19 protein-coding genes are annotated in these 21,323 nt (G+C 59.3%); 8 read left to right on the top strand and 11 right to left on the bottom strand.

Annotated elements, in window-relative coordinates; all coding sequences use genetic code 11:
* Positions 1–14: 14 nt before the first annotated feature.
* From B9Z39_RS11895 to apbC, 9 genes are all read right to left on the bottom strand, one after another.
* Entirely contained in the window at positions 15–638 is a 624-nt protein-coding gene (locus B9Z39_RS11895; RefSeq protein WP_108301873.1) for a molecular chaperone, read from the bottom strand.
* Positions 638–2,737, bottom strand: a complete 2,100-nt coding sequence (locus B9Z39_RS11890; RefSeq protein WP_100146338.1) for a 4Fe-4S binding protein — start codon at positions 2,735–2,737, stop codon at positions 638–640. The genes B9Z39_RS11895 and B9Z39_RS11890 overlap by 1 nt, the downstream gene beginning before the upstream one ends.
* The gene (locus B9Z39_RS11885; protein WP_108301872.1) at positions 2,664–3,242 is read right to left on the bottom strand and encodes a DUF3306 domain-containing protein; all 579 of its coding nucleotides are present in this window, start codon (positions 3,240–3,242) and stop codon (positions 2,664–2,666) included. The genes B9Z39_RS11890 and B9Z39_RS11885 overlap by 74 nt, the downstream gene beginning before the upstream one ends.
* Entirely contained in the window at positions 3,232–3,828 is a 597-nt protein-coding gene (locus B9Z39_RS11880) for a DUF3305 domain-containing protein (RefSeq protein ID WP_100146336.1), read from the bottom strand. Before B9Z39_RS11880 ends, B9Z39_RS11885 begins: the two co-directional genes overlap by 11 nt.
* Positions 3,829–3,876: 48 nt before the next feature.
* Complete coding sequence (gene boxA, locus B9Z39_RS11875) at positions 3,877–5,157, bottom strand: benzoyl-CoA 2,3-epoxidase subunit BoxA (protein WP_108301871.1); 1,281 nt, start codon at positions 5,155–5,157, stop codon at positions 3,877–3,879.
* A gap of 24 nt (positions 5,158–5,181) precedes the next feature.
* Entirely contained in the window at positions 5,182–6,609 is a 1,428-nt protein-coding gene (boxB, locus tag B9Z39_RS11870) for a benzoyl-CoA 2,3-epoxidase subunit BoxB (RefSeq protein ID WP_100146334.1), read from the bottom strand.
* A 46-nt stretch (positions 6,610–6,655) separates the two neighbouring features.
* Positions 6,656–8,323, bottom strand: a complete 1,668-nt coding sequence (gene boxC, locus B9Z39_RS11865; RefSeq protein ID WP_108301964.1) for a 2,3-epoxybenzoyl-CoA dihydrolase — start codon at positions 8,321–8,323, stop codon at positions 6,656–6,658.
* Between the two features lie 180 nt (positions 8,324–8,503).
* The gene (locus tag B9Z39_RS11860; protein WP_108301870.1) at positions 8,504–9,394 is read right to left on the bottom strand and encodes a helix-turn-helix transcriptional regulator; all 891 of its coding nucleotides are present in this window, start codon (positions 9,392–9,394) and stop codon (positions 8,504–8,506) included.
* Between the two features lie 67 nt (positions 9,395–9,461).
* A complete protein-coding gene (gene apbC / locus B9Z39_RS11855; protein ID WP_108301869.1) occupies positions 9,462–10,553 on the bottom strand; it encodes an iron-sulfur cluster carrier protein ApbC in 1,092 nt (363 codons plus the stop codon).
* A gap of 78 nt (positions 10,554–10,631) precedes the next feature.
* On the opposite strand from apbC, the gene metG reads away from it, so the two are divergent.
* The 7 genes from metG to panC all read left to right on the top strand — a co-directional run bounded on the left by metG (position 10,632) and on the right by panC (position 18,113).
* Positions 10,632–12,779 (top strand): methionine--tRNA ligase, encoded by a 2,148-nt coding sequence (gene metG / locus B9Z39_RS11850; RefSeq protein WP_108301868.1) that lies wholly within the window; start codon positions 10,632–10,634, stop codon positions 12,777–12,779.
* 5 nt (positions 12,780–12,784) lie between these two features.
* A complete protein-coding gene (locus tag B9Z39_RS11845) occupies positions 12,785–13,531 on the top strand; it encodes a YoaK family protein (RefSeq protein WP_100146330.1) in 747 nt (248 codons plus the stop codon).
* Positions 13,528–15,207, top strand: coding sequence for a SulP family inorganic anion transporter (locus tag B9Z39_RS11840; protein WP_100146329.1), 1,680 nt, complete (start codon positions 13,528–13,530; stop codon positions 15,205–15,207). Before B9Z39_RS11845 ends, B9Z39_RS11840 begins: the two co-directional genes overlap by 4 nt.
* Positions 15,208–15,236: 29 nt before the next feature.
* Positions 15,237–15,440, top strand: a complete 204-nt coding sequence (locus tag B9Z39_RS11835; RefSeq protein ID WP_100146328.1) for a DUF3460 family protein — start codon at positions 15,237–15,239, stop codon at positions 15,438–15,440.
* Positions 15,441–15,526: 86 nt separating this feature from the next.
* Positions 15,527–16,324 (top strand): ScpA family protein, encoded by a 798-nt coding sequence (locus B9Z39_RS11830; RefSeq protein WP_100146486.1) that lies wholly within the window; start codon positions 15,527–15,529, stop codon positions 16,322–16,324.
* A 36-nt stretch (positions 16,325–16,360) separates the two neighbouring features.
* Positions 16,361–17,236, top strand: coding sequence for a 3-methyl-2-oxobutanoate hydroxymethyltransferase (gene panB, locus B9Z39_RS11825; protein ID WP_100146327.1), 876 nt, complete (start codon positions 16,361–16,363; stop codon positions 17,234–17,236).
* Positions 17,237–17,246: 10 nt separating this feature from the next.
* Positions 17,247–18,113 carry a pantoate--beta-alanine ligase gene (gene panC / locus B9Z39_RS11820; protein ID WP_100146326.1) on the top strand — a complete coding sequence of 289 codons (867 nt, stop codon included), beginning with the start codon at positions 17,247–17,249 and terminating at the stop codon, positions 18,111–18,113.
* Positions 18,114–18,230: 117 nt separating this feature from the next.
* Here the strand turns inward: panC and B9Z39_RS11815 are convergent, their stop codons facing one another.
* Entirely contained in the window at positions 18,231–18,701 is a 471-nt protein-coding gene (locus B9Z39_RS11815; RefSeq protein ID WP_100146325.1) for a hypothetical protein, read from the bottom strand.
* 229 nt (positions 18,702–18,930) lie between these two features.
* Here B9Z39_RS11815 and yjjJ point away from each other — a divergent pair, with 229 nt between their 5' ends.
* Positions 18,931–20,274, top strand: coding sequence for a type II toxin-antitoxin system HipA family toxin YjjJ (gene yjjJ / locus B9Z39_RS11810; RefSeq protein ID WP_100146324.1), 1,344 nt, complete (start codon positions 18,931–18,933; stop codon positions 20,272–20,274).
* Between the two features lie 41 nt (positions 20,275–20,315).
* Here the strand turns inward: yjjJ and B9Z39_RS11805 are convergent, their stop codons facing one another.
* Positions 20,316–21,311: an NAD(P)H-dependent glycerol-3-phosphate dehydrogenase gene (locus B9Z39_RS11805; protein WP_100146323.1), complete on the bottom strand. Its 996-nt coding sequence runs from the start codon at positions 21,309–21,311 to the stop codon at positions 20,316–20,318.
* Positions 21,312–21,323: the final 12 nt, after the last annotated feature.

Here is a 21,323-nt window from a genome sequence, read left to right as displayed (position 1 = left end):
TTTGACTGAAGGCTTCACGCCAGCATGTCAAAGCCTTGGGTCTCGACGCTGACAAAGGCGCGCGTGAGTTCAGCCAAGGCGGCGTAAAAACGCGCCCGTGGATTGGCTTGCAAGACATCGCACAAACCCAACACCCAGGTCTGAACATGGACCGCAAAGAACTTGGCTTGTTGGGTCAAGTTAGAAACCGCGACATCGTCACCCGCCACCAAAAAACGCATGACTTCCATGAGGTAAGACACATGGTCTTCGGTCTCCGACATGGAGGCTGCATCGCGCGTGAGGCCCAAAGCGGCCAGATCGGTGCGCAGTTGCGCCAACGGCTTTTCGTTCAGGAAACCGCTCAGGTAATGCGAGGCATACACATACACCTCGGGCTTGCCGACGCCGCCAAACAAGGCCTCGTGCTCGCGCTGGATGCTGGCGTCGTCCATGTCGCGCGCCGTGCCCACCAGGGCGCGCCAAGGCTCTTCTAAAAACCCGCCGGAGGCAGGCGCTTCGGTGGCAGCCACACGCAACTGCGCCAACAAGGCAGGCGCAGGCGAGGCGTAAAACAGCTCGGCGATCAGTCCGTACAACTCGGCACGGGCAGTTTCTTCGTCAAGGGCGGAAGACAGATGGGGGGCTGTTTGGGTCATCAGATTTTTTGCTCGTCACCCGAGGAATAAATGTCAATCACACGGCAGTCGCCGCACATTTTGAGGCGCTCCAGCGCCGCGCCTTGGAACATCGAATGTCCCGCCAGTTTGGCCATCATGGCCTCAATGCCCTTGAGCGTGCCAAAGGGTTTGCCACAACGCACACAGCCATAGGGTTGGGTTTCGTTGAGCACGCGCAGCTCTTTGCGTTGTGCGGTCAGCAACAAGCGCGGCACCAACTGCAAGGCGTTTTCAGGACAGGTGGTGACACACAGGCCGCATTGCACGCAGTTCTTCTCAACGAAGCGCAGTTGCGGGGCTTGTTGGTTGTCTTGCAAGGCATTGGCCGGGCAAGCGCTGACGCAACTCATGCACAAGGTGCAGCTGTCTTTGTTCACGTCCACCGAGCCAAACAATGCGCCATCGGCGGGCAGGCTCAAGGCCTCAGGTGCCGTGTTGGCTTTCAAAGCAGGTGCATGCTCCAACAAGTGGTCGACCAGCAAGCTCAAGCTGCTGCGTTTGTCATTCATCAAGGCAAAGGTGGCCACAGGCAGGCGTGAGCGCAGACGCTGTTTGCCACTGCACACACGTTGCAATTCGGCATCCAGCTCCAGCGCCTGCGTGGCATGCACCAGTTGCAACACGGGTTGGCCAGGCAAGGCATAGCCCAAACCTTCGAGCATGGCCTGGGCTTGGTTCATTTGGGCTTGCAAGCCATCGGCGTATTGCGGTGCTTCTTCGCGGGTGACCAACACCAAAACTTGCGCAGCGCCGTAAGCCAGCGCGGACAGCCACACGTCCAGCCCCAGGCTGGCGGTGTGCCACAGCGAGACCGGAATCACATGCGCGGGCACGCCCTGGGCCAGCTGCAACTGGGCCGCACGGCCCAGCTCATGCACCAAGGCAAGACCCGCCTCTTGGCTGTGCAACAGCAACACGGGGTCTTGGCCACCGGCCTGTTGGTAAGTGCTCAGCAGGGTTTTGAGTTTCACACCCTGTTCAGGCGCACTCGGGTAGGCATAGCTCAAAGCGCCCGTCGGACACACCGTGGTGCAGGCACCGCAGCCCACACACAGGTTGGGGTTGACCTTAATCTGTTGACGCGCGGATTCAGAGCTGATCGCTTCAGCCGAGCAGATGTCCACGCACGCCCGGCAACCCACTTGCTCGTTGCGGCTGTGTGCGCACAGCTTTTGTTTGTAGGCAAAGAAACGCGGTTTTTCAAACTCGCCCACCAACTCGCGCAAGCGCAGCAAGGTGGCCGCATCGGCTTGGCGGAAATAACCTTGCGGCAGCGCGTGGCGGCTGAAGGCGCTGTGTGCGCGCAAGTCGAGCACCAAGTCAAAGTCGGCCGTTTCTGGCGCGGCCTCACGCTGGAAGTTGATGGCGCCCACCGCACCGCAGGCGGTCACGCAGTCGCGGTGTGACTGGCACTTGCTCAGGTCAATTTGGTAGTCCAAGCCAATGGCTTGTTCTGGGCAAGCCACCACACAGGCGTTGCAGCGGGTGCACATATCCAAGTCGATCGGGTTGTTGCTGGACCAGGTGAGTTTGAACGCGCCCAACCAGCCCTCCACGCGCAGCACCTGCCCGCCCAAGACGGGGTAGCGGCGACTTTGTGCACCCCCCGCCTCGCCTGGCCCTTGGGTAAAAAGAGTGACGTTGAGCACATCCGAGAGCAAGGCCGCCGCTTGTTCAGCCGCATCCAGGGCGCCAATGATCAGCAAGCGCCCCGCACTCTTGAAGGTGACGGTGGGCACGGGCTCTGGCTCTGGCAAATGCGCGGTGGCCAACAGTGCGGCGATTTTGGGCGAGGCTTGTTTGGCGTCGCGGCTCCAGCCGCCGGTTTCGCGGATGTTGACAAACTTGATGACCGAAGTTTTGGCTTGCGCTTGCGCAGCCAAGTCACCAAACAAGCGCTGCTCTTGCGTGCACGCCACCACCACCTCGTCGGTGGTGCTTTGTACCGCGTTGAGAAAAGCGCCCGCTTCACGACGGCACAGGGCCGTGTGCAAGGTCAGGTCTTCATGCAGGCTCTGGCCCAGTGCTTTCGGGTCGAGGGGTTGGGTCTGGTTGCAGTCGCAAATCAGCGTGGTCATGCGTGGTGGTGTCGGTGGGTGAAAGGGTTTGGGCAGGGACGGACTGTGCCACGAGTTGAGGTGGGGCGTCTGCGGGCGTTTGGGTTTCTTCGTCAAACAGGTTCAAAAACTTGGCGCCATTCATTTGACGCAGCATGGCCAGAGGAATCGGGTCGGGTTGACCGTAGTCGTCGATGTACACATCCATGCGGTCCATCACATTGAAGTGAGGATCGGTGAAGAGTTTTTTCATGGCTGCGTTTTTCACGTCCGACGTGACGCCACGGGCCATGAAGGGTGTGTAGTCAGACTCGGGGGTGAGTGACTGCACATCGTCCAAGGTGGGCGCAGGCGTGGCAGACGTTTGGGTCTGCGGGTCAGGCGTTGGATCGTTGAGTGTTTGCACGGGCGTCACCACCCGCACGCTGGCGGGCACCGGGTCAGCCACAGGTTTGCCTTCGCGCACCTCGGCCTTGCGGCGCGACCAACGGCCTAAGAAGCCAGCGGGTGTGTCGTCATTCGCCATGTGTTCCCCCATTGCCTGAACCCGGCCCGCCACCACGCAATTTGCTGGTGCTCACCGCCGCTGGATTGCCAAAGCGGTCTTGCAGAGGTTTGAAACTGTCGGGACGTCTGCGGCGCTTGACCTCGGCGACCCAGTGTTCTTCGGCAAATGCGGCCATCCAGGCCACCACCTCTTCGGGAGCAGCGATCTGGTCAACGTTTTCTTGCGCATCCAACCAACGGCCCGCGTCGTGGTAACTCAGGCTCACCATGGTGGGCACCGCCATCACCTGGTCACTGATGGCAGGCTCTTCTTCCATGCGCCACAAGACAAACCAGCACGGTGCGGGGGTGGTGGCGTTGAGGTAGTAGCCTTCGGCGTCGTCGCGAAACAGTTCAACCTTAAAGCCTGGGTGCAGCCACAGTTGCTCGTCGTCGGTGTGACGTAAACAACGTGGTGCGCTGCCAAAGTGCTGCGCGTGTGGCGTGAGGTCGTGGCCCAACACATCGTGCAAGACCCAACGCCAGGGCTGCCACTGGCTCATGGCACCGGGCACACGTTCACGACGCATGACCACGGCAACTTGCAAACTGGGACGAGAATTCATAGAGCGATGTTAGCGGGCCAGCCATACCCCGCGCCACGCTAGGCTTGCTCAGTAGGTCTCTAAATGCAAGCGCCCTTCACGCTTCAAAACAGGTGCCACGTTGTCCCAGCCTAGGCCGGTTTCGTTGGCAATGTCGCGCAAAGCCATGACCACGCCTTCTTCCATGCTCTTCAAACCACACACATAAAAACAAGTGTTGGGGTCTTTGAGCAGGTGCGCCAAATCGGCGCTGCGCTCGCGCATCAGGTCTTGCACATAGCGTTTGGGCTGACCGGCTGTGCGTGAGAAAGCAAAGTGGATATCAATGAAGTCTTTGGGCAACTTTTGCAAGGGGCCAAAGTAAGGCAACTCTTGTTGTGTGCGGGCGCCAAAGAACAGCATGAGCTTGCCGCCTTCAAACTTGCCGCTTTGACGCAAGCGACGACGCCACTCGGTCATGGCACGCATGGGCGCACTGCCCGTACCCGTGCAAATCATCACGATGTTGGACTTGGGGTGGTTGGGCATCAGAAAGCTAGCACCAAAGGGGCCAATCACCTGCACGGCGTCGCCGGTTTTCAAGTCACACAAGTAATTGGAGGCCACGCCTTGAACCGCCTGGCCTTGGTGGTCTTCCACCACCCGCTTGACGGTGAGCGAAAGGTTGTTGTAGCCAGGCCGCTCCCCGTTGCGTGGACTGGCAATGGAGTACTGACGCGCATGGTGGGGCTTGCCCTGGGCGTCTACGCCGGACGGGATGATGCCAATCGATTGCCCCTCCAGCACTGGAAATGGCATGCTGCCAAAGTCCAGCACGATGTGGTGGGTTTCGTTGGCCGTGCCAGCCTCGTTGACCTGCACATTGCCCACCACTGTGGCCATCACGGGCGCTTTGGGACCATGCAAGTTGGTGTACGGATGGGCGGCCGACCAAGGCGGGGTGGTGGCGCCGAATGCACCCGAGTTGAACGCAGTGCCCTCACCCGCAGTGGCCGTGGCAGAAGCCACCGATGCCGCACTGGGGGTTGGTGCAGCGTCTTGCGCGCTGACGTCACCCCCCATGGCCGCAAGCTCGGCCTCGCTCAACGCTGTGGGTAACTCATCCCAACCCAGTTGTTCTTCGACGCTGTACGCCGCCGCCTTGGGCATGGTGCGCCAGTTGTCGATCGACCCCGTGGGACAAGGCGGCACACAGGCCATGCATAGATTGCATTTGTCTGCGAGCACCACATAGTTGCGGCTGTCGTGCGTGATGGCCCCCACCGGACAAGTGGCTTCGCAGGTGTTGCATCGGATACAGATCTCGGGATCGATCAGATGCTGCTGAATGAGTTCGGTGGTGGCGTTCATGGCATGAATTAAAGCGCAAATCAATCAGTTGAAACGGACGTAGTCAAAGTCCACCGGTTGACGGTTGATGCCCATGACAGGCGGCGCAATCCAGTTGGCAAATTTGCCCGGCTCGACCACACGACCCATCAAGCTGCCCACGTAGGCACGGTCTTCGGCGCTTGGCAGCCACTCGCCCACTTTGGCGTTCCATTCGGCTTCGCTCACCACACGGCCATCGGGCGACACCTTGGTGCCAGACAAAGCACCGATGTTGCGGTGGAAAGCCTTGTGTGGCACGGTCAGCTTGAACGGAATGCCCGCCTTGGTGATGACGCGGTTCCAGCGCTCCACGCCACCCACAGAGTCGGTGATGTAGTCATCACGCAGCACCTCGTTCAAGGCGTTGAGCATGGGCACTTCTTTTTCAATCAGTTTGTCACCTTCCACCACCAACACCTTGTAGTGCTCGCCACGCAGGGTGTGGTCATCCGTGCGTTTGCCTTCTTCGTAACGGCCTTTGAGACCCGAGCTGTAGAAGGTGGCGGCGTTGGACGATTGGTCAGCGCCAAACAAGTCGATGGTCACGCTGAAGTGGAAGTTGATGTAACGCTGGATGGTGGGCAGGTCAATCACGCCCGCCGCACGCAGCTTGCCCACGTCGTCGGTTTTGAGCTGGTTCATCATGTCCACCGTGCGCTGGATGACGCGCGAGATACCGCTTTCACCCACAAACATGTGGTGGGCCTCTTCGGTCAGCATGAACTTGGTGGTGCGTGCCAAGGGGTCAAATGATGACTCGGCCAAAGCACAGAGCTGAAACTTGCCATCACGGTCGGTGAAGTAAGTGAACATGAAAAAGCTCAGCCAATCGGGCGTCTTCTCGTTGAAGGCTTGCAAGATGCGGGGGTTGTCGGCGTTGCCGCTGTTGCGCTCCAACAAGCCCTCGGCTTCTTCACGACCGTCTTTGCCAAAGTACTTGTGCAGCAAATACACCATGGCCCACAGGTGGCGGCCTTCTTCGACGTTGACTTGGAACAGGTTGCGCAAGTCATATTGGCTGGGTGCGGTGAGTCCCAAGTGGCGCTGCTGCTCCACCGATGCAGGTTCGGTGTCGCCTTGCGTGACGATGATGCGGCGCAAGTTGGCGCGGTGTTCGCCAGGCACGTCTTGCCAAGCAGCTTCACCCTTGTGGTCGCCAAAGTGAATTTTGCGGTCTTGCTCGGCGGGGTTCAAGAAAATGCCCCAGCGGTAGTCGGGCATCTTGACGTGGCCAAACTGGGCCCAGCCTTGTGGGTCCACGCTGACCGCCGTGCGCAGGTAGACATCAAAGTCTTGCGAGCCGTCTGGGCCCATGTCGTTCCACCAATTCAGGTAGTTGGGCTGCCAATGTTCGAGCGCACGTTGCAGCGTGCGGTCTTCGGACAGGTTGACGTTGTTGGGGATTTTTTCGCTGTAGTTGATGGCTGACATGTGGAACTCCTGGTTAGACCTTGCAGATGAATCGTAGATAACAGGCTTAGACGCGGTTCAAGTCAAAGGCGGCTTTCTCGCCTTTGCCGTAGACCTTGAGGGCACCCTTTTCGCCAACGGCGTTGGGGCGGTTGAAGATCCAGTTTTGCCATGCCGACAGACGCCCAAAAATGCGGGTTTCCATCGACTCTTTTTGGCAGAAACGCAAATTGGCTTCGAGGCCCGTCAAGCTGTCGGGCGACATGGCGGCACGCTCTTCCACGGCGATGCGGATTTCATCGGCCCAATCAATGTCATCGGGTGCCGCTGTGACCAAGCCCAGGGCCAGTGCCTGGTCGGCATCAAGCATTTGGCCGACCACGGCACGCACGTTCTCCAGCGGTGTGACTTCTTCGTAGAAGCGGCGTTGCAAACGCGACTGGTGATTGACCATGGGGAAGTGCCCAAAGTTGAGTTCGCTCAAGGCCATGCGTGGCGCTGTGTCGGGCGAATCGGGCAAAGCCAGCATGTAGGTGCGGTCCGCCGCAAAAGCCAGCTCGGCCAAGGTGCCAACGAAGCAAGAGCCTTCATCCACCAGCGCAAACAAAGAGCGTGACGACACATCAATGCGTGCCAAGGTGCGGCGCAGCATGCCCAGTGTTTCGTTGACCAGCCAATGGCTCTGGTGTTGTGCCAGCACGGCATCGGATTGCAGCGCCAACTGCGCGTCACCAGCGGTGCGCAGCAACCAAGTGCCCACATCGAGCTCGTTGGTGCGCATGCTCAAAATGGCGTCGTCCAACTCGCGTGCCATTTGCAGCGGGTACCAATGGATGCCAGCAGCCTCAATACCTTCCACCGTGGTCGGCACGGCCACCTTGGGCGCATGCACTGTGAAGGTGGCCGTGCGCTTGGCGCGGTCAATCGCCACTTGCACGTACTCATAAGTCAGCGCATCCGCAGTCACGGTTTTGTTCAAAGGTGTGAGCTTCACGCCTTTGCCTGTGGCGGCGGCACCTGGGCGTTTGCTGCTGGCCGCGTATTGGTCGGCACGCGCTTGCACGGCTTCGGCAAATTTGGCGGGCTTGGCAATTTCATCCACCAAGCGCCAGTCCACCGCACGTTGGCCGCGCACACCTTCCACGCTGGTGCAAAAAATATCGGCATGGTCGTGACGAACTTTGCGTTTGTCGGTCACGCGGGTCAGACCACCCGTGCCGGGCAACACGCCGAGCAACGGCACTTCGGGCAAAGACACGCTGGACGAACGGTCGTCCACCAACACAATGTCGTCACAGGCCAAGGCCAACTCGTAGCCGCCTCCGGCACAGGCGCCATTGACCGCGGCAATGAACTTCAGGCCATCGTGACGACTGGAGTCTTCGATGCCGTTGCGGGTTTCGTTGGTGAACTTGCAGAAGTTGACTTTCCAAGCATGCGTGGACAGGCCCAACATGAAGATGTTGGCGCCAGAACAGAAGATGCGGTCTTTCAGACTGGTGACCACCACGCTCTTGACTTCGGGGTGTTCAAAACGGATGCGTTGCAGGGCATCGTGCAACTCAATGTCGACGCCGAGGTCATACGAGTTGAGTTTGAGCTTGTAGCCCGGGCGAATGCCTGCGTCTTCGTTGATGTTGAGCTGCAAGGTGGCGGTTTCGCCTTCAAACTTCATGTGCCAGTGCTTGTACTGGCTGGGGTCTGTTTGGTAGTCGACGGTGATGGCGTTGCTCATGTGAGGTGTCTCCGGTGAGGGGCTGGGCGATAGGTGCTTGAAATGCATTGATGTGCATCATATTGCATGTTTTGAATTATTGCAAATGCATTTTTATGCATGTTTACCCTGAATGTGCAGATGCACAGGCACGCTGTCTAAGGCGCCTTGAATGTCAATGACTCGAACGAGAGTAGGTACTTACAGTGGCAACTTGAGGGCTTGCCGGATTTGGACACGCAGCGCCAAAAAGCTGTCATCCAAGGGCTGAGCGCTGGTGTCAAACGTCAAATCAGCCTTGGCGTAAAAGGCTGAGCGGCCCTCCAGAATGCGCTTCAAATCTTCCAGCGCTTCCGGGCTACCAGCCATGGGCCGCATGTCGCCTTGGGCAGCCACCCGCCCTAGGTGGTCTTCAGGCTTGGCCTGCAACCACACGGTGAAGCAATGCGTGAGCACTTCGTTGAAGGTGGCAGAGTCCGACACCAAGCCACCCGGGGTGGCAATCACGACCTCGGGGTAAATTTGAATCGCCTCTTCCAAGGCCCGTCGCTCATAACGGCGGTAGGCGTTGGTGCCATACAGGTTATGGATTTCGCTGATGCTGCAGCCGGCAAACTTTTCGATGTCACGGCTCAGCTCAATGAACGGAAAGCCCAAATCATCGGCCAAGCGCTGGCCGAGGGTGGACTTGCCAGCACCGCGCAAGCCCACCAGGGCAATGCGGTTGCTGCGTGCTTTTTCGTCGCCATGGCTGCCAAACATCTCGCCAATCTGCAAACGCACGCGGCGCAGTTCAGCCTCGTTGCGGGTGCTCAGCAGCTCACGAATCAGCAGCCACTCGGGCGACGAGGTGGTCACATCACCCAACAACTCAAAAATCGAACATTGCAAGGCTTGTGCGACCTGCAACAAGATCAGGATGGAGGCGTTGCCGGTGCCCGATTCCAGATTGGCCAGGTGCCGCTCTGACACATGGGCCGCTTGCGCCACCGCGCGTCGCGTGAGTCCACGACGCGCACGCAAGGTGCGCACGCGCTCACCCAAGGTGGTGAGAAAAGGGTGGCGGTTGGTGTCGTCGTCTGCGGGTGACATGCCTGCACTTTAATGCAATTTCGAATCGAAATGCACGATAGTGCAGTTGCGCTGCATCAAATAAAGCTCAGGTGTCTTTGGAGATTTTGATGCTGGGGAACTTGGACGAAAAGTCTTTGGCCTTGGCCGCAATCTTCAAGGCCACCTGACGTGCCACAGCTTTGTAGATACCCGCCACTTCACCGTCGGGGTCGGCCACTACGGTGGGTTTACCGCTGTCGGCTTGCAAGCGGATTTGCATGTTCAAGGGCAAAGCACCCAAGTAGTCCATGCCGTATTGCGCGGCCATTTTCTTGCCACCGTCGGCACCGAAGATGTGTTCGATGTGGCCGCAATTGCTGCACACGTGAACCGCCATGTTCTCGACCAAGCCGAGGATGGGTACGCCCACCTTCTCGAACATCTTGATGCCTTTTTTGGCGTCCAGCAGCGCAATGTCTTGGGGGGTGGTGACGATCACCGCACCTGTCATGGGCACGCGCTGGCTGAGGGTGAGTTGGATGTCGCCGGTGCCGGGGGGCATGTCCACGATCAGGTAGTCCAGGTCTTTCCAGTTGGTTTGGCGCAGCAACTGCTCCAGCGCCTGGGTGGCCATGGGGCCGCGCCAGATCATGGCTTCGTCCTGGTCGACCAAAAAACCGATGGACATGACTTGCACGCCATAGTTCTCCAGCGGGTCCATGGTCTTGCCGTCTTCGCTTTCGGGACGCCCCTCAATGCCCATCATCATGGGTTGGCTAGGACCGTAAATGTCGGCGTCGAGCAAACCCACTTTGGCGCCTTCAGCCGCCAAGGCCAAAGCCAGGTTCGCGGCGGTGGTGCTTTTGCCCACGCCACCTTTGCCAGAGGCGACGGCGATGATGTTTTTGACTTGTGGCAACAGCTGCACACCGCGCTGGGCCGCATGGGCCACGATCTGGGTGGTGATGTTGACCGACACATTGCCCACACCGGCCACGCTTTTGGCAGCGGCAATCAGGTGCTTGCGCATGTCGGCAATTTGGCTTTTGGCGGGGTAGCCCAACACCACATCAAACGACACATCGTCGCCTTGAATGTGCAGGTTTTTGAGCGCCTTGGTGCTCACAAAGTCTTTGCCCGTGTTGGGGTCGAGCACGGTTTGTAGGGCTGCACTCAGCGCCTGCTCGGTCAATGCCATGGGGGAGATCTCCAAATATGAATGCGCCAGAGTCTAGCGAACTAAAATTAGTCCCTTCCCCCCAAGGTCTTCCTCTTCATGTCTCAGCGCCAGCTCTTTGTCACCACCGCCCTGCCCTACGCCAACGGCAACTTTCACATCGGCCACATCATGGAGTACATCCAGGCCGACATTTGGGTGCGCTACCAGCGCATGCAGGGCCATCAGGTCGATTTCGTGGGTGCGGACGACACCCATGGCGCCCCCATCATGATTGCCGCAGAGAAGGCTGGCATCACGCCGCAGCAGTTTGTGGCCAACATTGCGGCCGGTCGCAAGCCCTATCTGGACGGTTTTCACATCCAGTTTGACAACTGGCACAGCACCGACGCACCGGAAAACCATGAACTGGCGCGCCAGATTTACCGCGACCTGAAAACCACCGGGCTGATCGAGACGCGCACGATTGAACAGTTCTTTGACCCAGAGAAGAACATGTTCTTGCCAGATCGCTTCATCAAAGGCGAATGCCCCAAGTGCCATGCCAAAGACCAGTACGGCGACAACTGCGAAGTGTGTGGCGCGGTGTATGCCCCGACCGACTTGATCAACCCGTTCTCGGCTTTGTCGGGTGCCAAACCTGAGCTCAAAAGTTCAGAGCACTTTTTCTTCCAACTCTCCGACCCGCGCTGTGTTGAGTTTTTGCAAAACTGGACCCAAGACGGCAAGCTGCAACCCGAAGTGGCCAACAAGGTCAAAGAGTGGTTCAGCGTGCGCACCAACCCTGACGGCACCACCAGCGAAGGCTTGGGCGACTGGGACATTTCACGCGACGCGCCCTACTTCGGCATCGAAATTCCCGATGCACCCGGCAAGTATTTTTATGTCTGGCTTGACGCCCCCGTGGGCTACCTGGCCTCGCTCAAAAACTTGCTCGACAAACGCGGCGTTGACTACGAAGCCTACATGGCCAACCCAGCGCTGGAGCAATACCACTTCATTGGCAAAGACATCGTGACCTTTCACACCTTGTTCTGGCCAGCCATGCTGCACTTCAGCGGCCGCAAGACACCGACCAATGTGTTTGTGCATGGCTTCTTAACGGTCAACAACGGCGAGAAGATGAGCAAGAGCCGCGGCACGGGTCTGGACCCGCTCAAGTACTTGAGCCTGGGCATGAACCCGGAGTGGCTGCGCTACTACTTGGCGGCCAAGCTCAATGGTCGCAACGAAGACGTGGACTTCAACCCCGAAGACTTCATGGCCCGTGTGAACTCTGACCTGGTGGGGAAGTTCATCAACATCGCGTCCCGCTCGGCAGGTTTCATCACCAAGCGTTTTGCTGGCCAGTTAGGCGCTGTGTCGTCTGACGGCGATGCGCTGCTGAGCCACCTGAGCGATGGCCTGACTCCGATTGCGGCGCACTATGCCGAGCGCGACTTTGCCAAAGCGCTGCGCGAAGTCATGCTGCTGGCCGACCGCGTGAACGAATACGTGGACACCAACAAGCCTTGGGAGTTGGCCAAACAAGAGGGCATGGAGGCCCGCTTGCAAGACGTGTGCAGCACCTGCATTGAAGCCTTCCGTCTCCTGACCACCCTGCTCAAACCCGTGCTGCCGGCCCTGGCCAGCCAGGTGGAGGCTTTCTTGAAGGTGGCGCCATTGACGTTTGCCAATGCCGCACAGCCCTTGGGCGCAGGACACACGATTGGCGAGTACAAGCACCTGATGCAACGCGTGGACGTGAAGATGCTGGATGCACTGTTCGAACCCCCGGCTGTGGTGGAGGAAAAACTCATCCCCGGTGGCAGTTCAAGAGCCCCCACGCTCGGCACTGACGTGTCCTCTCTGCCCCCCGAGGGGGCTGGACTCGCCTTGGGGCGGCCTGGCGGCGAGTCCATCGCCCCCACCATCTCCATCGACGACTTTGCCAAGATTGATCTGCGCATTGCACAGATCGTGAACTGCGAAGCGGTGGAAGGCAGCACCAAGTTGCTGCGCCTCACACTCGATGTGGGCGAGGGCCAAACACGCAACGTCTTCAGCGGCATTGCCAGCATGTACAAGCCCGAAGACTTGGTGGGCAAGCTCACCGTGATGGTGGCCAACTTGGCACCACGCAAGATGAAGTTTGGCGTGTCAGAAGGCATGGTGCTCGCGGCCAGCCACGCCGACGAAAAAGTTGAACCGGGCATCTACGTGCTGCACCCCTGGCCAGGCGCTAAACCCGGCATGCGGATTCACTGAGCCCCATGTTTCCACTCATTCGCGGATGGACGAGCGTGGTGCGCTCATCCCAGGCCAACGTCAGGTTGGGGGCCGTGTTGAGTTTTGTTGCCGGGGCTGCCAATGCGGGCGGTTTTTTGGCGGTGGGGCGTTACACCTCGCACATGACAGGGGTCGTGTCGTCAGTAGCCGATGACATTGTGCTGGGGCAGTTCGCGCTGGTGGCTGTGGGCCTGGGCAGTTTGTGTGCGTTTTTGATGGGGGCCATGTGGACCGCCATCTTGGTCAACTGGGGCTTGCGCAAGCAACTGCGCAGCGCGTACAGCTTGCCCTTGGTGGTGGAGTCGGTGGCGTTGTTGGTGTTTGGGCTGTTTGGTGCTGCCATCAGTGGCTTTGCCAGCCTGTTCTTGCCACTCACCGTGCTGCTGCTGTGCTTCATGATGGGTTTGCAAAACGCCGTGATCACCAAGATATCGCACGCCGAAATTCGTACCACCCACGTCACCGGCTTGGTGACTGACCTCGGCATTGAACTGGGCAAGTGGCTCTACGTCAACCGACTCAAAGGACCCAGCGATGTGCGCGCCAACCGCCAACGCTTGCGCCTACAAGCCTTGCTGATTGCCTGCTTTTTTGTCGGTGGCTTGTCGGGTGCCTGGGGCTTTAAGGCCTGGGGGTACATCACCACACTGCCTTTGGCGGTGTTGCTGTGGACCTTGGCCATGCGCCCGGTGTTGGACGACATTCGTCAATGGTGGGAGGCAACTGCATGAAGGCGACATCGTTTTTCTTTCGTCCCCGTGTGCTCGATGCGCTGCAAGGCTACAACCGTGAGCGCTTGATGCAAGACGTGGGCGCAGGCCTGACCGTCGGCGTGGTGGCACTGCCACTGGCCATGGCGTTTGCCATTGCGTCGGGGCTCAAGCCGGAAGCGGGTTTGTTCACCGCCATCATTGCGGGATTTTTGATCTCGGCCTTGGGCGGCAGCCGGGTACAAATTGGTGGGCCGGCGGGGGCCTTCATCGTGATCGTGTACGGCATTTTGGAACGCTATGGTCTCGCCAATTTGATGATCGCCACTGCCATGTCGGGGCTGATGTTGCTGGCCATGGGCGCTTTGCGTTTGGGCACCTTGATTCGCTTCATCCCGGTGGCGGTGGTGATTGGCTTTACCAACGGCATTGCGGTGCTGATCATGGTGTCGCAAGTCAAAGACTTCTTGGGCCTGCAGGTGGCCAGCGTGCCCGCCGATTTTTTGGGCGTTTTGACCACCTTGAGTGCCAACCTGCACACCGTGAATGTGCAGGCGCTGGCATTGGCCAGCCTGTGCTTGGGCGTGTTGGTGGTGTGGCAGGTGCTATTGCCTCGCCTGCACGCGCACTACGCCGTGAGCAAAAAACTCTCCATCGTCCCAGGGTCTATCGTGGTGTTGGTGGGGGCGACGCTGGCCATCACTTGGCTGGGCTTGGACGTTGAAACCATCGCCTCACGCTTTGGCCGCATTCCCAACGCCTTACCCGCCTTTCAACTGCCCACCTTCAGCTGGGAGACGGCCAAGTTTTTGCTGATCCCGGCCACGACCTTGGCCCTGCTGGGCTCGATTGAGTCGCTGCTGTGCGCACGCATTGCAGACCAAATGATGGCGGATTCGCCCTATGGCGACCACCACGACGCCAACCAAGAGCTGATGGCCCAGGGCATTGCCAACCTGGTGACACCTTTCTTCGGTGGCATGCCCGCCACCGGCACCATTGCCCGCACCGTGACCAACGTGAAAAACGGTGGCAACAGCCCCGTCGCGGGCATGGTGCATGCCCTCACCTTGCTGGCGATCATGTGGTTGGCCGCCCCCTTGGCAGGCAGCGTGCCGCTGGCCGCGCTGTCAGCGATTTTGATGTTCGTGGCTTGGAACATGGGCGAGTGGCGCGAGTTTGTGCACCTGCGCCAATTCCGCATGCCCTATCGCGTCTCGCTGATCGCTGTGTTCTTGCTCACAGTGATGGTGGATTTGACCGTGGCGGTTGAGGTGGGCCTGATGGCCGCGTGCTTGACCTTCATTTACCGCATCTCCAGCTTGACGCGCGCGGAGCAGGTGCAGGCACAGCACTTTCCGATGCTGGCTGGCCTTGAAGCCGAAGTGCAGGCCCACCGCTTGTACGGTGCCTTGTTTTTTGGTGCCGTGAAACTGGTGGAAGCCATGCAAGACCAGTTGCCCCGTCGCGCGTTGGTGCTGGATTTGAAAAACCTGATCTACATCGACTCCTCCGGTGCCGACGCCTTGTTGGCCCTGGCACGGGCCTGTCACAAAAAGCAGGTGCGCTTGATCGTGTGTGGCTTGGGCCACCAGCCCCTGGACATTGCCCAACGCAGCGGTCTGCTGGCCTTGGTGCCGCCCGCCGACTTGGCGGCTGACTTGGCCCAAGGCCTGGCACTGGCCACAGGTCGGTAAAATCATTGCAATTGAAGGAAACAAGCCCCATGTCTATTTTTCAGCGTGACCACTACACCTCGGAAACCACCCAGTTCATCGAGCAGCTCAAGGCCCAAAAGCCCCTGCTCGAAGCGCAGCAGCGTGAGGGCCGTGCCTTGTTGTGGGACAAAGCATTAGACCGTGACGTGCAAGCCGAGTTCGGTGAAGCACGCGTGGCACAAAAGCCCTACGTCTACCAAACCAACGCCTGAGCGTTGCGCTGTCTCTAACCCCAAACGGTTTTGGCGTGAACCCCTCCGACACCACGCTGCCTGAAGCGGCAGAGTCACCTGCGGTCATGCCCGAGGTGGTGGACCACGTGGCTGTGGCCAAGCTATATGGCGAACCTCTGTTCGCCATGCCGCACGACCTGTACATCCCACCCGATGCGCTGGAAGTTTTTCTGGAGGCCTTTCAGGGGCCGCTGGATTTGCTGCTGTACCTCATCCGCAAACAAAACTTCAACATCCTCGACATCCCCATGGCTGCGCTCACGCGCCAGTACCTGAGCTATGTGGAAGAGATTCGCAACCGCAACTTGGAGCTCGCCGCCGAGTACTTGCTGATGGCGGCCATGCTGATTGAAATCAAATCACGCATGTTGCTGCCCCCTAAGAAAGTGGCGGAAGGTCAAGAGCCTGAAGACCCACGTGCCGAGCTGGTACGTCGCTTGCTCGAATACGAGCAAATGAAACTGGCCGCAGCCAAGCTCAACGAAGTGCCGCAGTTTGGTCGCGACTTTTTGCGCGCACAGGTCTACATTGAGCAATCGTTGCAACCGCGTTTTCCTGAAGTGCATGTGGTGGAGTTGCAGCAAGCCTGGGCCGACATTTTGAAGCGGGCCAAGCTGGTGCAGCACCACAAGATTTCACGCGAAGAGTTGTCGGTGCGCGAACACATGAGCATCGTGCTGCGTCGCCTTCAAGGTCAGCGTTTTGTCGAGTTTGAAAAACTCTTCGACCCCAGCCAGGGCGTGCCCGTGCTGGTGGTGACCTTCATTGCCTTGCTCGAACTGGCCAAAGAAACCCTGATCGACATCACCCAAGCCGAGGCCTTTGCGCCCATCTACGTGCGCCTGGCCTACACCCCGAGTTGACGCTGCCCACATGGGCGCTTCTTGCCAACATACCCCATGAGCCACACCACCAACGCCACGCCTTACGGCACCTTGCCCCCCGCCTCTCCGGTGTCCGCACGCAAGCCCATCAGCCTGCCGCGCTTGAACGAGATGCGCGCACGCGGCGAAAAAATTGCCATGCTCACGGCCTACGACGCCACCTTTGCCGCCGTGGCTGACGCAGCGGGTGTGGAGTGCATCTTGGTGGGCGACTCGTTGGGCATGGTTTGTCAAGGCTTGGCCAGCACCGTGGGCGTGTCGCTGGAGACCATGCGCTACCACGTGGAGAGCGTGGCGCGTGGCTTGCAACGCGTACAAGGCACCGCCTGGATCATTGGCGACCTGCCCTTTGGCAGCTACCACGCCTCGCGCGAAGAGGCGCTACGCAGCGCCTGCGTGCTGATGCAAGCGGGCGCCCACATGGTCAAACTCGAAGGTGGTGGCTGGACCACCGAGACCGTGCGTTTTTTGGTGGAACGCGGCATTCCGGTGTGCGCGCACTTGGGGCTGACACCGCAAACCGTGCACGCCTTGGGCGGCTACCGCGTGCAAGGCCGTGGCGACGAAAGTGTCAAGCAACTTCGCCAACACGCACTCGAATTACAAGACGCAGGCGCCACCATGTTGGTGCTGGAGATGGTGCCCGAGGCACTGTCCACCGCACTCACACAGGCACTGCCGCGTTGCCACACCATCGGCATTGGGGCGGGCAACGGCACCGCAGGCCAAGTGCTGGTGATGCACGACATGCTGGGCGTCAACCTGGGCAAAAACCCAAAGTTTGTGCGTAACTTCATGCACGGCAGCAGCGGTGTGCAAGAAGCCATCGCCGCCTATGTGAAAGCCGTCAAGGATGGCAGCTTTCCCGTCAACGCCAAGCACGCTTGGTAAGGAGCACCCCTTGCAAATCATTCACACCATTGCAGACTTGCGCCGCACCTTGAAGCCCGCCACGCTGCGCGCCTTTGTGCCCACCATGGGCAACCTGCACGACGGACACCTGGAGCTGATGCGCATGGCACGCCACACCGTGGATGCGCGTGCGGGTGGGCCTGGCGCCATGACGGTGGCGAGTATTTTTGTCAACCGCTTGCAGTTTGCACCGCACGAAGACTTTGACAGCTACCCCCGTACCTTTGAGCGCGACTGCGAACTGCTCGCCGCCAACGGCTGCGACGTGCTGTTTGCCCCGTCCGAGAAAGACCTGTACCCCGAACCTCAGGTGTTCAAGGTGCACCCGCCAGCCGAATTGGCCGATATGTTGGAAGGCGCTTTTCGCCCCGGTTTTTTTGTCGGCGTGAGCACCGTGGTGCACAAGCTGTTCAACTGCGTGCAACCCGACATCGCCGTGTTCGGCAAGAAGGACTACCAGCAGCTGATGGTGATTCGCCGCATGGTGCAACAAATGGCCTTGCCCATCGACATCATCGGCGGTGAAACGCGTCGTGCAGCCAATGGCTTGGCCCTGAGCTCACGCAACGGCTACCTGAGCGAGGCTGAATTGACCGAAGCTGTGCAGCTCTCACTCGCCCTCAAAAGCCTGGCTGCTGCGGTTCGAGACGGCAACGCCAAAGGGGCGCTTGATGTGGCTGTCGCCGAAGAAGCAGCCATGCAAGCGCTGCGCGCGCGCGATTGGGTGCCCGACTACCTGACCGTGCGCCGCCAGCACGACCTGTCGCCCATCACCGGGCCCTGTGCAGAGCCGTTGGTGGTGTTGGGTGCGGCCAAGTTGGGTAAGACGCGGTTGATTGATAACTTGGAGGTTTGAGGGGTCCTAAGGTGGCACCATCGGAAAGCTACCAATCTTGGGTATGGCGCGTTAAATTCTTCATTGTTTGGCCTAGTGACTTGCCGTTAGGAATTGGATTGGGTGAAGGGGCAGGCTTCACTGATCGAGGTCACGCTTTGCTTCGGCAATGAAGCTTTTCAACGCTCGATCTGTCACTGCGTAGTCATGGTCAAGATAGTCGTGCCACATGATGATTCCCTTTGTATCGCCAAGTTCGGCTTCGTAGTTTGTGACGATTTTCAGCGCAAGCTCGGACAGTGAGAAGCTCCCAATCTCGGCAGCACGACGAATCTCTTCTCGTGCTTCCTTGGCTAAGGTACGAAGCTCTATGTTTCTTTCCTCCAGTACCTCGCGGCCCTCATAGACCGCGTCTAGATTCTCAGAGGAGAACCTCTTGGCCTTGTGAAAAGCCTCAATCACACGTTCATAAGCAACGGCCTTACGATCCCAGAGACGCTCGGCCCGGAACTTTCTTTGGGAGAGCCTTATCGTGAGCCATGTGCTGAACACGGCGATGACGAACGTGCTAAGCGCCTGCAAAAGGATAGTTGTGACGGATGCCACCATATGAAGCCCAACGTAACGTATTGCGCAAAACCTGTGTGATAAAACAAACGGCAATATCTTCCACAAATCCGATAAAGACTGGGCTAATTGACAACAGCCTTAACAGCACAAGTACGAGCCTGTCTGCAAACGCTCTCGACAAGAACACTTGCGCCACATCAATTGTGGCTAAATTTATTTTTTATTTTATGATTCAATTTTAATTCAAAATTTCACTCAAAAAGACCCTATGTCCACCCACGCCGAACTCCTGCGCCTGCGCCTAGCAGAAGGCCCCAAGTCGGGCACGCAGATGGCAAAGGAAATTGGCATCAGCCAGCCCACAGCCACACGTGCGCTGGCGGCCATGGATGACGAAGTGATGAAGATCGGGCAGAAAAAAGGTTCCCGCTATGTGCTGCGTGACACAGGCCGTGGTTTTGGCGATGTGCCCGTGTTTCGTGTGGATGCCAATGGCAAGCTCAAAGCGCTGGGCGTGCTCACACCCGTGCGGCCTGATGGGTTTGTGTTCACGCAAGCCGATGGGTTGCAGGTGCACAGCGACGGCTTGCCATGGTGGCTGCTGGACATGCGGCCTCAAGGCTACTTAGGCCGCGCTTACGCGGCGCGCTACGGTGCCTCCTTGGGGCTGCCAAGCACACTCAAAGAATGGACCGACAGCCACGCCGTGCGTGCCCTGCTGGTACATGGGCACGACTTGGTGGGAAACCTGCTCCTAGGCAGCATTGCACGCGACAAGTTCATTGCCATGCCGGAGCCCGTGTGCTTGACCCAGACCAACAAAGCGCAGGCCTACGCCAGCATGGCCGTAGGTGCGTCGCAGGGTGAGTCACCCGGTTCTTCTGCGGGGGGCGAACAGCCGAAGTTCACCGCCTACGCCGAAACAAACGAAGGCCCCCAGCATGTGATGGTGAAGTTCAGCGAAAAGCTCCCTAGCCCGGTAAGCCAACGCTGGCGAGACCTTTTGTTGGCTGAGCACATCGCGCTCACCACCTTGCGTCAAGCGGGTATGGCTGCCGCCCAGTCTTCTGTGGTGGACTTTGAGGGCCAACGCTTTTTAGAGGTGGCGCGCTTTGACCGCGTGGGCACGTTGGGCCGCAAGGCCGTGGTGTCGCTGGCCGCTTTAGATGCAGAGTTTGTGGGTGCCGCGCACCATCCTTGGCCGGTGGTTACGCAGCGACTGGCAGCGCTGGGCGCGGTCACACCCGAAGCAGCCGAGACCGCCGAAGTGCTGTGGGCGTTTGGGGCTTTGATGGGCAACACAGATATGCACGCAGGCAACTTGTCGTGGGTGTCTGAGCATGGCAGGCCTTACAGCATCGCCCCTGCTTACGACATGACGCCCATGGCCTTTGCGCCCAGCAGCAGCGGCAAGCTGCCCGACACAGTACCAGCGATCACGCTGCATGCCAGCGTTCGCAACGACCATTGGCGCACTGCACAAGCGATGGCGCAAAGTTATCTGGCGGCACTGCGTGCAAGCAGTCAATTCAGCGCTGACTTTGAAATTTGTATCGATGCACTGGCCGCGCATATGTACAGCGCCAGCAAGCAGATTGCGCGGTTGGCTTGACAGACAAGCTCGGGTGCGCTTTCAACTACTTCTTAACGCTTTTACTCGCCTTTGGCCCCGCGCCCCATCAACAGAGCCACAGCTTGCTGCGGGTTGATCTGGCCATCGAGCAAGGCCACCACAGCTTGTGCAATGGGCATCTCTACACCCAAGGCACCGGCCCGCTGCACCACGGTGCGGGCGCTGTACACACCTTCGGCCACATGGCCCAACGAATCCACCGCTTGTTGCAAGCTCAGGCCCTGGGCCAGCGCCAAACCCACTTGGCGGTTGCGGCTCAAATCGCCCGTGGCGGTGAGCACCAAGTCGCCCAAGCCCGACAGGCCCATGAAGGTTTCGGTCTTGGCACCCAAGGCCAACCCTAAGCGGGTCATTTCAGCCAAACCACGGGTGATCAGGGCCGCACGGGCGTTGAGCCCCAACTGCAAGCCGTCGCACAAACCGGTGGCTATGGCCAAGACGTTTTTCACCGCACCACCGACTTCGACACCTACGATGTCGTCGTTGGCGTAGACCCGCAAGCTGCTGTTGTGAAAGGCTTGCACCAAGCCTTCGCGCACATCCGCATACCCACTGGCGGCCACCAAGGCAGTGGGCTGGCCACGTGCCACTTCTTGCGCAAAGCTCGGCCCACTCAAGGCCCCTCCGCGCAAGGCGGGTGCCACCTGGGCACACACCTCGTGGGCCATACTGCCCACCCCGTTCGGGGCGGCCTCAAAGCCTTTGCACAACCAAGCCACAGGCACCTGTGCGCCCAACAAAGGCGCCAACTCAGACAGCATACCGCGCAATGCACGCATGGGGGCCCCAATGACCACCAAGTCTTGTGTGGTGACCCAGGCGCCCAAAGCTTGTGAAGAGATCTGCAAACCCGGGCTGAACGGCATGTCGGGCAAGTAGCGTGCATTCACACGGGTGGTGTGCATGGCTTGCGCTTGGGCCGCATCACGCGCCCACAAGGTGACGTCATGTTGATGGCCCGCATGGATGGCCAAGGCAGTGCCCCATGCACCTGCGCCCAAAACGGCGATTTTCATCGCGGTCTATCG

The organism is Limnohabitans sp. JirII-29 (assembly GCF_003063395.1).
GTDB lineage: Bacteria > Pseudomonadota > Gammaproteobacteria > Burkholderiales > Burkholderiaceae_C > Limnohabitans.
Note: the sequence above shows the minus strand (reverse complement) of the source record. Positions and strands in the feature narration are given on the sequence as shown.